At 76.7% G+C, this 15,455-nt stretch carries 13 protein-coding genes; 8 read left to right on the top strand and 5 right to left on the bottom strand.

The annotated features are described in order from the left end of the window. Positions 1 to 49: 49 nt before the first annotated feature. A complete protein-coding gene (locus tag ACFZBX_RS08080; RefSeq protein ID WP_391532119.1) occupies positions 50 to 901 on the bottom strand; it encodes a helix-turn-helix domain-containing protein in 852 nt (283 codons plus the stop codon). Between the two features lie 99 nt (positions 902 to 1,000). On the opposite strand from ACFZBX_RS08080, the gene ACFZBX_RS08085 reads away from it, so the two are divergent. Further along, positions 1,001 to 2,449: an amidase gene (locus ACFZBX_RS08085; RefSeq protein ID WP_391532120.1), complete on the top strand. Its 1,449-nt coding sequence runs from the start codon at positions 1,001 to 1,003 to the stop codon at positions 2,447 to 2,449. Positions 2,450 to 2,558: 109 nt separating this feature from the next. Next, positions 2,559 to 2,879 carry a hypothetical protein gene (locus ACFZBX_RS08090; protein ID WP_391532121.1) on the top strand — a complete coding sequence of 107 codons (321 nt, stop codon included), beginning with the start codon at positions 2,559 to 2,561 and terminating at the stop codon, positions 2,877 to 2,879. Here the strand turns inward: ACFZBX_RS08090 and ACFZBX_RS08095 are convergent. The 3 genes from ACFZBX_RS08095 to ACFZBX_RS08105 form a co-directional block, all read right to left on the bottom strand. Continuing rightward, positions 2,863 to 4,089 (bottom strand): MFS transporter, encoded by a 1,227-nt coding sequence (locus ACFZBX_RS08095; RefSeq protein WP_391532122.1) that lies wholly within the window; start codon positions 4,087 to 4,089, stop codon positions 2,863 to 2,865. The genes ACFZBX_RS08090 and ACFZBX_RS08095 overlap by 17 nt on opposite strands. Before the next feature lie 157 nt (positions 4,090 to 4,246). After that, on the bottom strand, positions 4,247 to 4,540 hold the full coding sequence (locus tag ACFZBX_RS08100; protein ID WP_391532123.1) for an SH3 domain-containing protein: 294 nt from the start codon (positions 4,538 to 4,540) through the stop codon (positions 4,247 to 4,249). Between the two features lie 315 nt (positions 4,541 to 4,855). Next, positions 4,856 to 5,467, bottom strand: a complete 612-nt coding sequence (locus tag ACFZBX_RS08105; RefSeq protein WP_391532124.1) for a TIGR03086 family metal-binding protein — start codon at positions 5,465 to 5,467, stop codon at positions 4,856 to 4,858. A gap of 183 nt (positions 5,468 to 5,650) precedes the next feature. Between ACFZBX_RS08105 and ACFZBX_RS08110 the strand changes: the two genes are divergently transcribed. The 4 genes from ACFZBX_RS08110 to ACFZBX_RS08125 all read left to right on the top strand — a co-directional run bounded on the left by ACFZBX_RS08110 (position 5,651) and on the right by ACFZBX_RS08125 (position 11,939). After that, a complete protein-coding gene (locus tag ACFZBX_RS08110; RefSeq protein ID WP_391532125.1) occupies positions 5,651 to 6,931 on the top strand; it encodes a pyroglutamyl peptidase in 1,281 nt (426 codons plus the stop codon). Positions 6,932 to 7,172: 241 nt separating this feature from the next. Beyond that, complete coding sequence (locus tag ACFZBX_RS08115) at positions 7,173 to 7,385, top strand: DUF5988 family protein (protein WP_380755539.1); 213 nt, start codon at positions 7,173 to 7,175, stop codon at positions 7,383 to 7,385. A 291-nt stretch (positions 7,386 to 7,676) separates the two neighbouring features. Further along, positions 7,677 to 9,083, top strand: coding sequence for an amino acid permease (locus ACFZBX_RS08120; RefSeq protein ID WP_391532126.1), 1,407 nt, complete (start codon positions 7,677 to 7,679; stop codon positions 9,081 to 9,083). A 132-nt stretch (positions 9,084 to 9,215) separates the two neighbouring features. Beyond that, positions 9,216 to 11,939, top strand: coding sequence for a DUF6493 family protein (locus tag ACFZBX_RS08125; protein ID WP_391532127.1), 2,724 nt, complete (start codon positions 9,216 to 9,218; stop codon positions 11,937 to 11,939). Here the strand turns inward: ACFZBX_RS08125 and ACFZBX_RS08130 are convergent, their stop codons facing one another. Then, positions 11,940 to 12,107 (bottom strand): hypothetical protein, encoded by a 168-nt coding sequence (locus ACFZBX_RS08130; RefSeq protein WP_391532128.1) that lies wholly within the window; start codon positions 12,105 to 12,107, stop codon positions 11,940 to 11,942. It abuts the gene before it with no gap. A 635-nt stretch (positions 12,108 to 12,742) separates the two neighbouring features. Between ACFZBX_RS08130 and ACFZBX_RS08135 the strand changes: the two genes are divergently transcribed. After that, the gene (locus ACFZBX_RS08135; protein WP_391532129.1) at positions 12,743 to 13,516 is read left to right on the top strand and encodes an ABC transporter ATP-binding protein; all 774 of its coding nucleotides are present in this window, start codon (positions 12,743 to 12,745) and stop codon (positions 13,514 to 13,516) included. Next, complete coding sequence (locus tag ACFZBX_RS08140) at positions 13,501 to 15,432, top strand: hypothetical protein (protein ID WP_391532130.1); 1,932 nt, start codon at positions 13,501 to 13,503, stop codon at positions 15,430 to 15,432. Before ACFZBX_RS08135 ends, ACFZBX_RS08140 begins: the two co-directional genes overlap by 16 nt. Positions 15,433 to 15,455: the final 23 nt, after the last annotated feature.

The raw sequence follows: 15,455 nt of genomic DNA on the forward strand, positions 1-15,455 counted from the left end.
GCATCGTGCCAGGCACCTCCGACAACGGCGAACGGCCGCCGGTGGACCGTCAGCTCGCCCTCAGGTAGCCCGGGGCGGCCCAGGCGTCGTCGTCGACCGTGAGCCAGGCGGCGGCCGCGACGGCCGTCGGCGTCATTCCGGCGAAGGCGGCCACCTCCCGGTGCAGATGGGACTGGTCGGCGTAGCCGGCGTCGGCCGCGACCAGGGCGGGGCGGTGGCCGGCGGCGAGGCGGTGGGCGGCGTGGTCGAAGCGGACCAGCCGGGCCGCGTGCTTGGGCGTCAGGCCGATCTGGCCGCGGAAACGCGACCAGAGGCGCTTGCGGCTCCATCCCGTCTCGCCGGCCAGCCGTTCGATCCGGACACCGCCCCGGTGGGCCACCAACTGCCGCCAGACGAAGGCGACCTCCGGATCGACGGCGGGCCCGTCCCGGTGGCGCCGGGCGAGCGCGGCCTCGGCGATCGCGAACCGGTCGGCCCAGGAGGCGGCGGCCCGCAGCCGCTCCTGGAGGCGGGCGGCGTCGCGGCCTGCCAGGTCGTCGAGGCGGACGACCCCGCCGTCGAGGTCCGCGAGAGGGCCCAGGACGGCGTGCGCGACCACCGGCGACAGCCGGATCTGGAGGCACTCGATGTCCCGGCCGTGCCCGCGCAGTCCGTGCGAGGCGAGTCCGGCGACGACGCTGCCGGCCTCCTGCCGACCCTCGGTGCCACCGACGGCGAGGGACTCGTCGCCGAGGTCGACGGCCACGGTGACGGCCGGGAAGGGGACCACCTCCAGGTCGTACGGGCCGCCGGCGCGGGCGCGGAACCCGGCCATGGCGACGCCCCTGACCGGGCCGGGGCGTACGGGAGTTGCGATGTCCCACAGCGCCGCGGCGGCGCGGGGCGTCGGGGCGGGTGGCATGCCGCCAGGCTACGGGACATTCGTTCAAGACGGGCGGCCCCGGCGGCGGCGAACCTGAGGGCCCCGGGCAGCAGGTCCGGGGCCGGAAAAGGAGCACTCGTGACGCATCCGCCGTTCGACCCCTTCACGTCCGCCGTCGAAATCGCCGCCGCCATCCGCCGCAAGGAGGTGAGCCCGGTCGAGGTGGCCGACTGCTACCTGGCGCGGATGGACGAGCTCGACCCCGCGCTGAACGCCTTCTGCCACCGGGACGACGACGCCGTCCGCAAGGCCGCCGCGGAGGCGGCCGACGCGGTGGTGCGGGCCGGGGCCGGTGGGGACCTCCCGCCGTTCCACGGTGTCCCGCTGCCGGTCAAGGACCTCCGTGACGTGGCCGGCTGGCCCACCACCCACGGTTCGGCCGGCACCGGGCGGGAGCCGGCCGCCGACTCGGACCCGGTGGTCCGGCGGTTCCAGGCGGCGGGGTTCGTCCTGCTCGGCAAGACCACCACCTCCGAGTTCGGCGCCGTGCCCTTCACCGAGAGCGCCGCGCTCGGCATATCGCGCAACCCGTGGGCCCCGGAGCGGACTCCGGGCGGTTCGTCGAGCGGCGCGGGGGTCGCGGTCGCCGCCGGGATGGCGCCCATCGCGCACGCCGAGGACGGCGGCGGCTCGATCCGCATCCCCGCCTCGTGCACCGGCCTGGTCGGCCTGAAGCCCACCCGGGGCCGGGTGACCGACGCGACCGTGGCGGTGGAGGGGCTCGGCTGCAGCGGTGTGGTGACCCGCTCGGTGGCCGACAGCGCGGCCGCCCTGGACGTGCTCGCCCGGCACGACCCGGGCGCCTGGTGGTCGCCGCCGTCGCCGGCCGGATCCTTCGCCGACGCGATGCGGGCGCAGGCGCCCGCCGGACTGCGGATCGGCGTGCTCCTGGACGCCCCGGTCGACGGGGTGGCGGTGGACCCGGCGTGCGCGGCGGCCGTCGGCCTGGCGCTGCGCGCCCTCGAATCGGCCGGGCACCACATCGTCGACACCCGCCTCCCGCTGCCGCCGACCGAGGAGCTGGTCACGGCGTTCACCGTGATGTGGAACATCGGCGGCGCCGGGGTCCCGCTGGTCGACCCGGACCGGGTCGAGCCGCACAACCGCGCCCTGCGCGAGGCGGCCCGCTCGGTCGACTCCTGGGCCTACGCGCAGGGCGTGCTCGCGGCCCAGCGGCTGTCGCGGCGCATCGTCGAGGGCTTCGTCGCCGGCTTCGACCTGCTGGTCACGCCCACCATGGCGTGCCTGCCGCCGCGGATCGGCGCCTGGCGGGCGGGTACCGACGAGGACCCGCTGATGGCGCTGCGCAACAGCTACCCGATGGGGGTGTTCACCTCCCTGTTCAATGTGACCGGGCAGCCGGCGGTCTCGCTGCCCCTGCACCAGGACGAGGCCACCGGCCTGCCGGTCGGGGTGCAGCTGGTCGCCGCGCCGTGGCGGGAGGACCTGCTCCTCCAGGTGTCCCGGACCCTCGAACTCGCCCACCCCTGGAGCGACCGCCGCCCGCCGGTGGCCGGGAGCAGGTAGCCAGGGGCACGGGGCGCGGAACGGTGCCGGCCGGGACCGGGGCGAGCACGGGGTATCGTCCCCGGGCCCCGGTCGGCGCCTCTGCCCGCCGGCCGGGAATACTGGCCGGATGCGAACGTACGCACCGGCCGCCGCGGCCGTGAACCTGCTGCTGGGGGTGCCGGCCGTGGTACCGCTCTGGATGCTCTGGTACTTCGCCGCCAACTGGCCGCTGGCGGCGCTGGGCTGGACGGCGGCGGAGCCGACGGAGAACGACGGCCCGCTGCCCTGGCTGGTGCTCTGCGGGCCGGTGGTGCTGGCCTCCGCGGCGCTCTGGTGGCTGGCGAACGGGCCGGTGCGACGGCGTTCCGGCGCACCGGCCTGGGCCTACTGGCCGGTGAGTGCCGGACTGGCGCTGCTGCCCACGGGTGTGCTCATCGTGAGGTCGTAGCGGGGGCGGTCAGCAGGGCGGTCACGGCGGCGAGCAGGGCGGTGGCACCGGCCAGCAGGAGGACCGTGGTGGGCGTCGTGCGGTCGACGACACCGCCTCCGACCAGCGCGGCGATGCCGATGGTGGCCTGGAAGGACGAGGTGAAGAGCACCCCGGCGGCCTCGGGGGCGTGCGGGGCGGCGGTGAGGAACCAGTTCAGCGAGCAGACCGGGACGGCGCCGTAGGCGACACCCCAGAGCAGCAGCAGCGCGGTGGCGCCGGGGGTGGAGCTGCCGAGGAGGGGCAGCAGCAGGGTGGCGCCCGCGAGGAGGGCGGCGGCTCCGGTGAACACCGGGCGCAGCGTGCGGGCGGCGCGCCGCCCGGCGAGCAGGTTGCCGAGCAGGCCGGCGGCGCCGTAGGCGAGCAGCAGGCCGCTGATCAGGCCCGGTCCGGCGTGGGTGACCTCGGTCAGGAACGGCGTGACGTAGGTGTAGCCGCCGAAGTGGGCGAGGACGATCAGGAACGTCACCGCGAGACCGGTGCGGGTGCCCCGGCCGGCGAGCAGCCCGCGCAGCACGCCGAGGCCGGTGGTGGTGGCCGGCGGGGGCAGCGGGGGCAGGCAGACCAGCAGGGCGGCCAGCACCAGCAGGGTGAGCACGCCCATCGCGGCGAAGGCCGCCCGCCAGCCGGCGAGCGAGCCGAGCAGCACGCCGGCCGGGACGCCGAGCACGGAGCCGAGCGGTACGGCGGTGAAGATCAGGGTGTTGGCGCGGGCCTGCCGGTCCGCCGGGACGAGGCGCGGGGCCAGCCCGGAGCCGATCGACCAGAAGGCGCCGATCACCAGGCCGAGGGCGACCCGGGCCAGCAGCACCGCCCAGTACGCGGGGGCGAAGGCGTTCAGCAGGTCGGCGAGGGCCAGGAGCAGCAGCAGGGCGCAGAGCATGGTGCGGCGGTCGGCGTGGCGGGTCGCGACCGTGACGGCGGGCGCGGCCACGGCGGCGACCAGGCCGGGCAGGGTCATCGTCAGCCCGGCGGTGCCGTCGGAGATCCGGAAGGTGGCGCCGATCGGGGTGAGCAGTCCGACGGGCAGGATCTCGGTGGTGACGATGGCGAAGACGCCCGCGGTGACGGCGAGGACGGCGGGCCACCCGCCGGTCCGCCGCTCCCGGGGTTCGGAGGGGTCGGAGGGTGCGGGCCGGGGGAGCGAGGTGGCGTGGGCGGTTTCGGGCATGCGGAGGTCCTGTCCGGGCGTGAGCGGTGATCGACGCCCGAAGTCCACCAAGTGGAAGAGGTGTTGGGCTGGCGTGAATCGGACGTCAACCGTGCCCCGGCACGCCGGCGGCGCCTCCGGCATCGGCCGGAGGCGCCGTCGTGTCGGGGAGGACCGGTCAGCCCTGGGGGCCCTGCTCCGCGGCGACCCCCGAGCCGCCCGACACGTCCTTGGCGAACTTCACGACGCCGGTGTTGTCGACGTGCCGGGCCGCGACCCAGGCGTTGCGGTCGCGCAGCAGGTACCAGATGTCGTTGCCGTCGATGTTCTGCGCCCTCACCTTCGCGCGCAGGCCGACCTTGGTACCGAAGGAGAGGGAGCCGACGATGGAGGAGTCGGTGCTGGGGAACTCCCGGATGTTGACTCCGATCTCGCTGACAACGGTCCCGAACGGCTCGCTGGGTGTACCCATCTCTTCCTCGCTCTTCTTCGTCGACGACACACGGCCCGAGGCAGCACGGGGCCGGCGGGCGTGACCGCGCGGTCTGCCCGTGCGCGGCGAGCCTAGGAGAGGGACGGGCACGACCGGCCGCTCCGGCGGCTTCTCGGCGATCCGTTCGCCCGGAGGTCCGTCCGGGGTCGGCGGCCTGCTGAACGGCGGAGTGCTGCCGGGTGGGCGTCCGAGGCTCATGGACGCCCACCCGGCCCGGCGGTCCGCGGGCCGGCGCCGCGGGTCGTCGGATCCGGTCGTCAGGGTCCGGTCAGGTCCGGCCGTCAGGTGCGGCCGTCAGATCCGGTCGGCGGACCAGGCCGGGTCTCGGCCGGTGAGGGCCAGCAGCACGGCCTCGGCGTCGGCGCCCGGCGGCGCGGCGCGCGGCGGGTCGAAGCGGCCCGTGCCCGCCAGGTCGCGGTAGCCGCGGAACTCGTCGAGCGCGTAGCGGGCGGCGCCGGGCGGCATCCGGACGCTTTCGCCCAGCGCCCGGGAGAGGTCCCAGCCGTGCACGACGGTCTCGGCCGTCAGCTCCCGGGCGTACCCGCCGGCGTCCCGCAGGCCGTACGGCAGGTGCACCAGGAGGTCGGGCGCACCGGGGCGGTTGAGCGCGCGCGAGGCGCTGCGCACCGCCATCGCCCACACGCCCAGCGGGTTGCGGCCGAGTACGTCGCCCTCGAAACGGCGGCCGATCTGCTCCGGGGTGTATCCGGCGACCGCCTGGCACACCCACAGGTGCTGCGCCGCCAGGTGGTTCACCAGCGCGCGCACATCCCAGTCGCGGCACGGGGTGGGCGCTGTCCAGAGGTCCTCGGACACCGAGCGCAGCAGCCGGGCCGTTTCGGCTCCGGCGGCCGCGTACTGTGCGCGGACCTCAGCGTGGAATCCGGGTGGGTGGGGACATTCCATCGCCGGGCCTCCGTCTTCTGCCCTGCTCACTCCCAGTAAACCGCTACGGGGCGTGACCCGCCAGGGGAGTCGGGGGCCGTTCTGCTGCGGATCTCCGCAGTGCGGCGCCGTCCGTGCCTACCGTCCGTGGCGGCCGGTTGGCGCTCTGGTGAAGCGCGGGCGCCCGACTGTAGTGTCCACGTCATGACGACCGCCCGGCGCCGGGTCGCCCTCACCGCGACCCTCATCGGCGCTCTCGCCGCCACCATCCTCCCCGCCGGTTCCGCCGGCGCCGACGACGGCCGGACGGGCCGCCCGTCCTGTCGGACCGTCGACTCCACGCCGCTCGACCGGGAGCAGGCGCGCACCGCGGACCCGCGGACCGCCGCGCTGACCGAACGCGGGGGCCTCGGCGACTTCGTCCGCGGCTTCCCCGCCGCGCTCTGCGCCGCCCGCAATGCCGCCGGGGCCGGTCGGATCGTCGACGCCTGGGGCCGGGCGCTCTGGCGGGCCGGCGTCGACCGCGCCCAGGGCCACCGCCCCGGCGGCGACCTGCCGGCCGGCGACGACCGCCCGCTGTACTGGACCAGGGTCGCCATGACCGTCCAACTCGCCCGCTGGCAACCGGGCTTCACCGTCGATCCGGCGGCCCTGCGGCAGCGCTTCGAGGACGCCTCGCGCGGGCTGGCCGACAGCGGGTTCGGCGCCCGGCACGGCGTGCGCCGGATCTTCGTGAGCGGCTTCGACCCGTTCGGCCTGGACGCCGAGCCGCGTCGCGCCAACCCCTCGGGCTCGGCGGTCCTGCAACTGGACGGCCGGCGGATCACCCTCGCCGACGGCACCCGCGCCGACGTCCAGGCGGTGGTCCTCCCGGTCCGCTACGGCGACTTCGACCGCGGCATGGTCGAGCGCGCCTTCGCCCCGCGGCTCGCCCCCGGCCACCACTCCGCCGACCTCATCACCACCATCAGCCAGGGCTACCCGGGCCTGTTCACCCTGGAGGCCTGGGCCGGCCGCGCCCGCTCCGCCGACCCCTATCCGGACAACGCCGGCGCCCTCTCCGGCGGCACCCGCGACCACCCCGTCACCGCCCCCGGTCTCGGCCCCGGCGCGGAGTTCATCGCCACCACCCTGCCGGCCGGGCCGATGACGGCCGTTCAGCAGCCCTTCCCGGTCAGGCTGAACACCACCGTCACCGAGATCCCCGCCGGCGCGTCCGCCCCGGTGGACCGGGCGGACGGCCCGACCCCCGGCTCGCGCGCGGTCGCCGGCGGCGGCGGGGGCTACCTCTCCAACGAGGTCGCGTACCGCACCAACCGGCTGCGCCTCGAACTGGCCCCGCAGCTGCCCGGCGGGCACCTGCACACCCCCGTGCTCACCGGCCTGCCGGCGGAGACCGACCAGCTCACCGGACCGGTGTTCGAGCAGAACGAGGCCGCGATCGCCGGCGAGGTCCTGGAGATCCTGCGGCACACGGCAGGCTGACGGGCGGTGCTACCGGGCGGGCCGTCGCTCTCTCGGCGACTTCTGCGAGGGCCCGCGCGGGCGTTGCGCCGTTCCGAGCGCCGGTGCGCGGAGTCCGCGGGGGATGCGCCTGCCCGCGGGTCCCGACCCCCCTAACCGACCCGGGAAAGGAGCGAATAGGGGTTATCCGGCGGCGGGTGGCTGCGTAGGGTTCGGGGCCCAGTCAGGTATCGATGGCGGAGCCACCCCGGGAGGTATCACGATGACGGAGCCGAAGGCGAACATCCTGCTCGAAGGCGGAGCGGCCGGATCGGACTTCGCACGCGTGCGTGAGGTCGCGGCCGGTGAGAGCGTGGTCAAGGTCCTCACCGGCAACCGGTACGAGCACTTCCGGCGCACCGGCCGAACGGCCGTGCACGAGGGCGTCCCCTTGGACGTCTTCGAGTGGAGCGGCAGCACCTTCGTGGCCGAGTGACGTCCGCCGGGGGCGCCGGGGCCGTGCGGGCGGGTCCCGGCGACCCCGGTGATCCCGGCGCCTCCGCTGCCTCCGGTGATCCCGGTGGTCCCGGTGCCTCCGGTGGTCCCGGTGATCCCGGTGGGAGGTGCCGGACGAGTGCCCGTCCGGCCGTCGCGGGACCGGAGGTTTTCCGGTGGGCGGGCCGGTCCGGAGGATAAATCCCACCGATTTGGTACAAGGTGCCGCCTGCGTGAGCATGGGCCTCCGCTCCACCGAGCGCGCAGGACGCAGGAAAGGCACCACACCCCCATGCACAGCAGCCCGGCCGCGACCCGGCAGGCACCCCCCGAGCCGTCGCCCCCGGCACCGCCACAGGAACCGGCGGCGGCACCGTCCTCGCCCAGGGCGTCCGCCGTCCGCCGCTTCGGCCTGCCGACCGCGACCGCCCTGGTGATGGGCAACATCATCGGCGGCGGCATCTTCATGATCCCCGCGGCCGTCGCCCCGTACGGAACGGTCAGCCTGCTCGCCTTCGCCGTGCTCACCGTCGGCGCCATCGCCCTGGCCCTGGTCTTCGGACGGCTCGCCCGCCGCGACCCGCGCACCGGCGGCCCCTACGTCTACGCCCGCGAGGCCTTCGGGGACTTCGCCGGCTTCATGGCGGCCTGGTCCTACTGGATCACCACCTGGGTCAGCAACGCCGCCCTCGCCGTCGCCGCCGTCGGCTACCTCACCGTCCTGTGGCCGGCCGTCGGCCGCTCCACCGGCCTCGCCCTCGGCTGCGCGCTGGCCGTCCAGTGGCTGCCCGCGCTCGCCAACCTGGCCGGAACCCGCTACGTCGGTGCCGTCCAACTCGTCGCCACGGTGCTCAAGTTCATCCCCCTGGCGGTCGTCGCGGTGGCCGGCCTCGGCTCGTTCGACCCGGCGAACCTCGGCCCCTTCGACGCGACCGGCGAGGGGTGGATCGGCGGGATGACGGCCGCCGCCGCGCTGCTGCTCTTCAGCTACCTCGGTGTGGAGTCGGCCGCGATGAGCGCGGGCCAGGTCCGCGACCCGGAGCGCAACGTCGGCCGGGCCAGCGTGCTCGGCACCGTGGGCGCCGCCGTGGTCTACCTGCTCGGCACGCTCGCCGTGTTCGGCACCGTCGCCCACGAGCGGCTGGTCCACTCCACCGCGCCGTTCTCCGACTCCGTGAACGCCGTCTTCGGCGGCTCCTGGGGCGGCACGGCCGTCGCGGTCGCGGCCCTCGTCTCGATGACCGGCGCGCTCAACGGCTGGACCCTGCTGTCCGCCCAGGCCCCCTACGCCGCCGCCAAGGACGGCCTGTTCCCCGCCGTCTTCGCCACCGAACGCCGCGGCGTGCCCGTCTTCGGCGTCCTGACCGGCGTCACCCTCGCCTCGCTGCTCACCGTCCTCGACTTCGCCTCCGGGGCCAAGGCCGCCTTCGACACCCTGGTGCTGGTCACCACCTTCACCGCGACCGTCCCCTACCTGCTCTCCAGCGCCGCCCAGCTGTACTGGCTGCTGCGCGGAGACCGCGACCGGGTCGCCCCCGCCCGCCTCACCCGCGACCTCACCGTCGCCCTCGGCGCCTTCGCCTTCTCCGCCTGGCTGGTCGCCGGTGCCGGCTACGCCGCCGTCTACCAGGGCGTCCTCTTCCTCCTCGTCGGCGTCCTCGTCCACACCGTCCTCGCCGCCCGCCGCCAACGGGCGTGACCCCGTCGGCGGCCCGGGGGCGTCCCGGGCCGCCGCGTTCCCCCGAGCCGTACCGCTTCCCGGCCGGTCCGGATTGTCGGTGGGGTCCGCTAGCTTCGTGATCGACAGGCGGACGGGCGGAGGAGGGGCGTCATGACCGATCCCATGACCGATCCCATGATCGGGGCGATCAGCTGGGACGAGGTGCGGGCGCTCATCGCCGCCCGGGTGCCGCAGGGGGTGATCGACCGGCTGTCCGGGGTGCCCGCCACCGAGCTGGGCCATCTGCGCGCCCCGTTGCGCAGGTTCCGCACCGAGCTGCTGCGCGAGCTCTCCTCCGGTGACATGCGACGCTACTCCGCCGCGTACGACCAGCTCGCCGCGCTGCAGTTCTCCGGCCTGTTCGCCGCCGCCACCCCGGCGGAGGCCCTGGAATGGCTGACCGCGCGGCGTCTGCTCTCGTTCAGCTGGCCGCGGCCCGACGGCGGTTCCACCAACGCGGACGCCCACTCCATGCTGGCGGCCCTGCTGCCGCCGCACCGCGACCGGGCGTTCCAGCGTGAACTCGCGGTCCGGCTCGCCGAGTGGCTGCCCGTGCGCGGTGACCACATCCGCTGGCTGATCGCCCACGGCCTCGACGCCTGGGCCGACGCCGAGGTCCCGGCCACCGACGGCTACCTGACCGGCTGGGTGCGCGAGGGGAGCCTGGTGCGCCACGGCCACCGCGGGATCGGCGAGTGGTTCGCCGACCAGGGACTGCGCCCGCCGGTGCCGCACCACGACACCCTGCTCTCCTGGCTGCGCGCCCAGCCCAGGCTCGCCGAGTTCGTCCACCGGCTGTTCGACGTCCCGGACGCCGGGTCCGCGTTCGTCGACCCGTACGCCGACCGCTTCGGGCCGGAGAACGAGTGGCCCAAGGCGCTCACCGCCCTGGCGGGCGAAGGCCTGCTGGACCGCGCCGAACTGCTCGACCGCTGCCTCGGCCGCTTGCTGCGCGGCGACCGGCCCGGCAATCTGCGCGGGTTCCTGCGGCTGTACGCGGAGCTGGCCCCCGAGCCGGAGGAGGTCGCCGCCCGGGCCCGCGACCACGTCCGGCTGGCCGCCGACGGCGCGCCGACCGCCGCCAAGGCCGCCCAGACGGCGCTGCGGTCCCTGGACGCCCGGCTCTCCGCCGAGCTGTTCACCGAGCTCACGGCCGCCGTCCTGGCCCGCCCGGAGAAGGCGCTCGCCACCGTCCAGCTGGGTTGGGCCGAGGGCGTGCTGCGGGCGGACCCGGCCCGGGCCGACGACCTGCTGCCCGCCCTCGCGGTGGCCTTCGGGCACCCGGCGGCCGCGGTCCAGGAGCGCGCGCTGCGGCTGGTCGCCCGGCAGCTGCCCGACGCCGCCGACCCGGCCACGGCCGAGGCCGTGCGCACCGCCGCCGACGCGCTCGGCCCCGCCCTGCGGTCGGAGGCGCACGAGCTGCTGGCCACCGCCCCGCCCGCGACCGAGGAACCCGCCCCGGTGCTGCGGCCCGCGCCGCCCGCCGCACTCCCGGCCGCCCCCGACGGGCCGTTCGAGCTCGCCGAGCGGCTGTCCGCCGTGCTGGCCGACGCGGTGCCCGACCCCGGCGAGTTCGAGGTGGTGCTGGCCGCCCTGGTCACCGAGCACCGGCGTGACGCGGCCGCCCTCGCCGCCGCGCTCGCGCCGGTCGCCTCGGGCCGCGGAGGGGACCCGCTCCTGTTCGCGGGCATCGGCACCGTCGGGGGCACGCTGGGCTGCCTGGTCGACGTCCTGACCGGCCGCGAGCACCGGTCGGCCGCGCTCACGGACGAACTGCTCGCCCGCCGGGACCCGCTGCGCACGGCCGCCCTGGTCCCCGCGCTGCGCGTGCTCGAAGCGGCGTGCGGGGTCACCGACGCGCCGGTACCGGTGCTGCTCGCCACCCCCACCGCCGGGGACGGCAGTCTCGACCCGGCCGTGCTCGCCGAGCGGCTCGCGGCCCACCGGGCGGCCGGTGCCCGCCCCTGGCCCGCCGATCTGGCCCAGGCGCTGCTCCGGGTGCCGCCGCACGCGCTGCCGGCCGTCCGCGCGGCGGCCGCCGGGCTCGGCTGCGGGCTGCCGCCCGACATACCGCCGCCCGCACCCGAGGAGTTCCACGTCCGGCCCCCGGACGGGTCCCCGGGCGACGCCCCGCGCATCGGCCCGCTCGCGCCCGTCCCGGCGGTGTCCGAGGGCGTCACCGGGCTGCTGCACGCGCTGCCCGACCCCACCGGCGCCGACTGGTTCTTGTCCGCCTTCCAAGCGTCGGCCGGCCAGCTCGCCCAGTTGCCCTGGACGGCGCCCTGGCACCCGGACACCGTCGCCGCGCACGGTCTGCCCGCTCTGGCCGTCCAGGCGGTGGACCCCGGCCCCCGCGAACCGGGCTCCCTGCTGCCCCGGCTCGCGGAACTCCCGGGCGAGCCCGGACCGGTGAGCCACCTGCTGCTCGCCTACGGGCTCACCGCCGCCCGGGCCGAGCACCGCACCGCAGCCCTGGACGCCCTGCTGACGCTGGCCGCCGGGGGACGGCTGCGGCCGAAGGCGCTGGGCGGGTGGCTCGCGGCGCTGTGGCGGCTTTCCGTCGCCAAGCCGAACCGGGTCCTGCCCGTCCTCGCGGACGCCGCCGCCGGCGGAGCGGGCCGACCGGTGTTCGAGGTGCTCACCGCGCTGCTCGGCGAGCTGGCCCCCGACCCGGGGCGCCGCGGCTTGGCGGACGCCCTGACGCTTGCCGCCGACTGCGCCGCCGCCGAGGCCGTCCGCACCCCGGTCCCCGCCCTCGATGCCCTGACCACGCCCACGGCCCCGCGCCGGGTCCGGGCGGAGGCGGCCCGCCTGGCGCGGATCCTCGCCTCCTGATCAGCGGCCGCAGGCCTTCCGGGTGGCCCGGGCCACCCGGTCCGGGTACCACTCGCGGAAGCCGACGCGGCCGGTGCGGCCGGTGCGGCCGCCCGGCGGTTCCGGGGAGCGGCCCGGCCCGGGGCCGTCGCACCACAGGGTGCCGCGCTCCGGGCCGGTGACGGCCAACCAGGTGCAGTGGCCGCGGCCCTGGTGGCCGAGGCGGACCGCTCCGGCGGTCGAGCGTTCGTCGAGCCGTTCCCAGGCGCCGTCCCAGGCCCCGCGGGCCGCGCGGTGCGACCCGGCGTCGGGGAGGTCCGCCTCGGCCGTGGCGACGGTGCACCGACGGCCCGGGACTTCCTCAGTGCGGACCGGCCCCGCCGGCGCCCACCTCGACGAGGAAGGAGCGGTGGTCCGGGGGCAGCCGAATGCCCGACCCGGCTCCGGCTTCGGCGAGGCCGGTCTCGCTCAGCGGTGCCTCCAACCGGAAGCCGTGCCCGAACCCGGCTGTCGGGCGCCGACGACCTCCGCTGCGGACGGCGCGTCCCGCAGGGCCGGTACCCGCTCGCGCACCCCTGCCCAGTCCGCCGTGGTCACCGTTCTCCCTCCGCCCGGCCCGTCGGCCGACGGGTGCGGCCGATTGTGCCGGTCGGGGCGGGCGCGGGCAATGGAGTTCCGGGGGGTGTAGGCGCGGTACAGGGCGGGGGTGGGGCTGGACCCACCATGAAGTGTGAAGTGGGGTGGATTCCGCCTCGATCGTGTCCGCCCTAGCGTTTCCATTGGCCGCCCGCAGGGGGCGGACGGGGTGAGCGGGGGAGGGTGCGGTGCGGGTGCGGGGCGAGGGTGTTCCGGCGCTGCGGCTGGCGGGTCTCGGCAAGCGGTTCGGGGCCCACCGGGCGGTGGACGGGGTGGAGCTGACCGTGCCGAGCGGCTCGTTCTACGGGCTGGTCGGGCCGAACGGCGCGGGCAAGACGACGTCGTTGTCGATGGCGGTCGGGCTGCTGCGGCCGGACGCCGGCCGGGCGGAGGTGTTCGGCGTCGACGTGTGGGCCGACCCGCTGCGCGCCAAGGCGCTGCTGGGCGTGCTGCCCGACGGCCTGGCGCTGCCGGAGCGGCTGACCGGCCTGGAGCTGCTGCGGTACCTGGGCCGACTGCGCGGCATGGACGGGCGGACGGTGGACTCCCGCGCCGAGGAACTGTTGGTCGTCCTGGAACTGGCCGACGCGGCGCGCACGCCGGTGATCGACTACTCCACCGGGATGCGCAAGAAGATCGGCCTGGCCGTCGCGATGCTGCACGCTCCCTGGCTGCTGGTGCTGGACGAGCCGTTCGAGGCGGTCGACCCGGTGTCGGCGGCGACCGTGCGGACGATCCTGCGACGGTTCGTCGCGGCCGGCGGGTCGGTGGTGTTCTCCAGCCATGTGATGGCCCTGGTCGAGAGCCTCTGCGACCACGTCGCGGTGATCGCCGGGGGCCGGGTGGCGGCCGCCGGGCCGGTGGCCGAGGTGCGGGACGGCCGGGCGCTGGAGGACGTGTTCGTCGAGCTGGTCGGCGCCCGGACCGGGGGAGTGGAGGGGCTGGATTGGCTGGCGTCCTGACCGTCCCGCAGGCGGCGGGCGGCCGCGTCGCGGTCACCGTGCTCGCCGGGATGAAGGCGATCGTCCTGCGGCGGTCGATGACCGGTCCGCGCGCCGCCGGGCTGGCCGTCGCCGTGGTGTGCGGCGGGGCGGGCGCGGTCGGCACCGCGCTGCTCGGCCTGGCGCACTACGCCACGCCCGAGGCCGGGTTCGGCGTGCTGGCGCTCGCCCAGCTGCTCTGGAGCGTGGGGTGGGCGCTCGGGCCGCTCGTCACCGGCGGCGACGCCGCTCTGCGTCCGGCCTGGTTCGCGATGGTGCCGATGCGTCCGCGCAGCCTGGCCGTCGGGCTGCTGGGCGCGGCCTTCGTCGGTGTCACGCCGGTGCTGGCGCTGGTCGCCTTCGGCGGGCTGTTCCTCTACGGCGCCCGCCAGGGGCCGGCGGCGGCGCTGGTCGCGGTGCCCGCCGTGCTGCTCCAACTGCTCCTCGTGGTGGTGCTGGCGAGGCTCACCCCGTCGGCGCTGGGCGGTGTGCTGCGGTTCCGGCTCGGCCGGGAGCTGTCCGCCCTGCTGGTCGGCCTGGTGATGGCCTGCCTCAACTCCGGGTGGTTCGCGCTCGGCTTCCTGGCCCGGCTCGGCACCGGCGACTGGGCGGCGGGGGCCGCCGCTGTGCGGGTGCCGCCCTCGGGCTGGTCGGTGGTCGCGGTGGACGCGGCCCGCCGGGCGGACTGGGTGACGGCCGCCGCCGCGCTCGGCGCTCTGGCCGCCGTCTGCGGGCTGCTCCTGGCGGCCTGGGCGGCGCTGCTCGCCCGGCAACTGGTGCGCGGCGGCGGGTACCGCCCCCACCCGGCCGCGGCCCGCGCCAGGCCCCGTCCCCGGCTGCTCCCGGACACCCCGGCGGGTGCGGTCCTGGGCAAGGAACTGCTGCTCTGGCGGCGCGACCCCCGTCGGGTCCGGTTCCTGCGGACCGCGTTCTGGACGGGTGTGTTCACCGCCCTGCTCCCGCTGCTCGACGGCTACGACGTGCTGCTGCCGTGGGCGGGCGTGGTCGCCGCGCTGTTCGCGGGCGCGTTCTGCGTCAACCTGTACGGCCTGGACGCGGGCGCGCTCTGGCTGACCCTGGTGGTGCCGGGCGCGGCGCGGGCCGACGTCCGGGCCCGGCAGGCCGCCTGGCTGCTGGTCACCGCCCCGGTGGCGCTGGTGCTGACGGTCGCCGCCCTGCCACTCGCCCCGGCCGCCGTCCGGCCGTGGGTGTTCGCGGTGCTGCCGGCCGTCCTCGGCGCCGCGGCCGGGCTGATCCCGCTGATGTCGGTGACCGGCGCGGCCCCGTCACCGGACCGCCCCGGCGGCGGCCCGCTTGACGACCTCGCCGACGAGAGCGCCGAGCACGTCCGCGCCCAGGGGCTGGCGGCGTTCTGGCTGCAACTGGTCGCCGCCCTGCCCGCGGCCGGGGTGGTGCTGGCCGGGACCCTGCTGGACAGCGCGCCGCTGCGCTGGGCCGGGGTACCGGCGGGCCTGCTCACCGGCACGCTGTGCGCGTGGGCGCTGGGCCGGGCCGCCCGGCGCCGGCTGGAGGCGCGCGGACCGGAGTTGCTGGACGTGCTGCACAAGGGGCTCCGCCGCACGCCAGGGCCAGCGCGGGCGGCGGCCGGGCTCTCGCGCGGACGTTCGGTGGCGGTCGGCCTGCTGACCACCGTCGGCGTTCTGCTGATCGCGCCCCAGGGCCTGGTGGCGCTGGCCCTGGCGGTGTTCACGCCCGCCGCGCGCGGTTGGTTCCTGGCGCTCCACCTGCCCGGGGCGGTGGGGATACCGCTGGCGGTGGCGTTCATCGTGCTCGGCGCGTTCTGCCTGGGGGCGGCGCACCGGCTGAACGGGCCACCCGGGCCGCACCGTCCGGCAGGCCCCGACCGCCCGTCCCCGTCGGCGGAGCTGGGACCATGACCGGGCGACGCTCCGTCACCCCG

It is taken from the genome of Kitasatospora sp. NPDC008115, from assembly GCF_042957205.1.
Taxonomy (GTDB): domain Bacteria; phylum Actinomycetota; class Actinomycetes; order Streptomycetales; family Streptomycetaceae; genus Kitasatospora.

Excerpts from the sequence above, each read along its gene's own strand:
- ACFZBX_RS08090 (WP_391532121.1), top strand. The coding sequence starts at position 2,559 with ATGCGAACGTACGCACCGGCCGCCGCGGCCGTGAACCTGCTGCTGGGG.
- ACFZBX_RS08115 (WP_380755539.1), top strand. The coding sequence starts at position 7,173 with ATGACGGAGCCGAAGGCGAACATCCTGCTCGAAGGCGGAGCGGCCGGA.
- ACFZBX_RS08095 (WP_391532122.1), bottom strand. The coding sequence starts at position 4,089 with ATGCCCGAAACCGCCCACGCCACCTCGCTCCCCCGGCCCGCACCCTCC.
- ACFZBX_RS08120 (WP_391532126.1), top strand. The coding sequence starts at position 7,677 with ATGCACAGCAGCCCGGCCGCGACCCGGCAGGCACCCCCCGAGCCGTCG.
- ACFZBX_RS08105 (WP_391532124.1), bottom strand. The coding sequence starts at position 5,467 with ATGGAATGTCCCCACCCACCCGGATTCCACGCTGAGGTCCGCGCACAG.
- ACFZBX_RS08110 (WP_391532125.1), top strand. The coding sequence starts at position 5,651 with ATGACGACCGCCCGGCGCCGGGTCGCCCTCACCGCGACCCTCATCGGC.
- ACFZBX_RS08100 (WP_391532123.1), bottom strand. The coding sequence starts at position 4,540 with ATGGGTACACCCAGCGAGCCGTTCGGGACCGTTGTCAGCGAGATCGGA.
- ACFZBX_RS08080 (WP_391532119.1), bottom strand. The coding sequence starts at position 901 with ATGCCACCCGCCCCGACGCCCCGCGCCGCCGCGGCGCTGTGGGACATC.
- ACFZBX_RS08125 (WP_391532127.1), top strand. The coding sequence starts at position 9,216 with ATGACCGATCCCATGACCGATCCCATGATCGGGGCGATCAGCTGGGAC.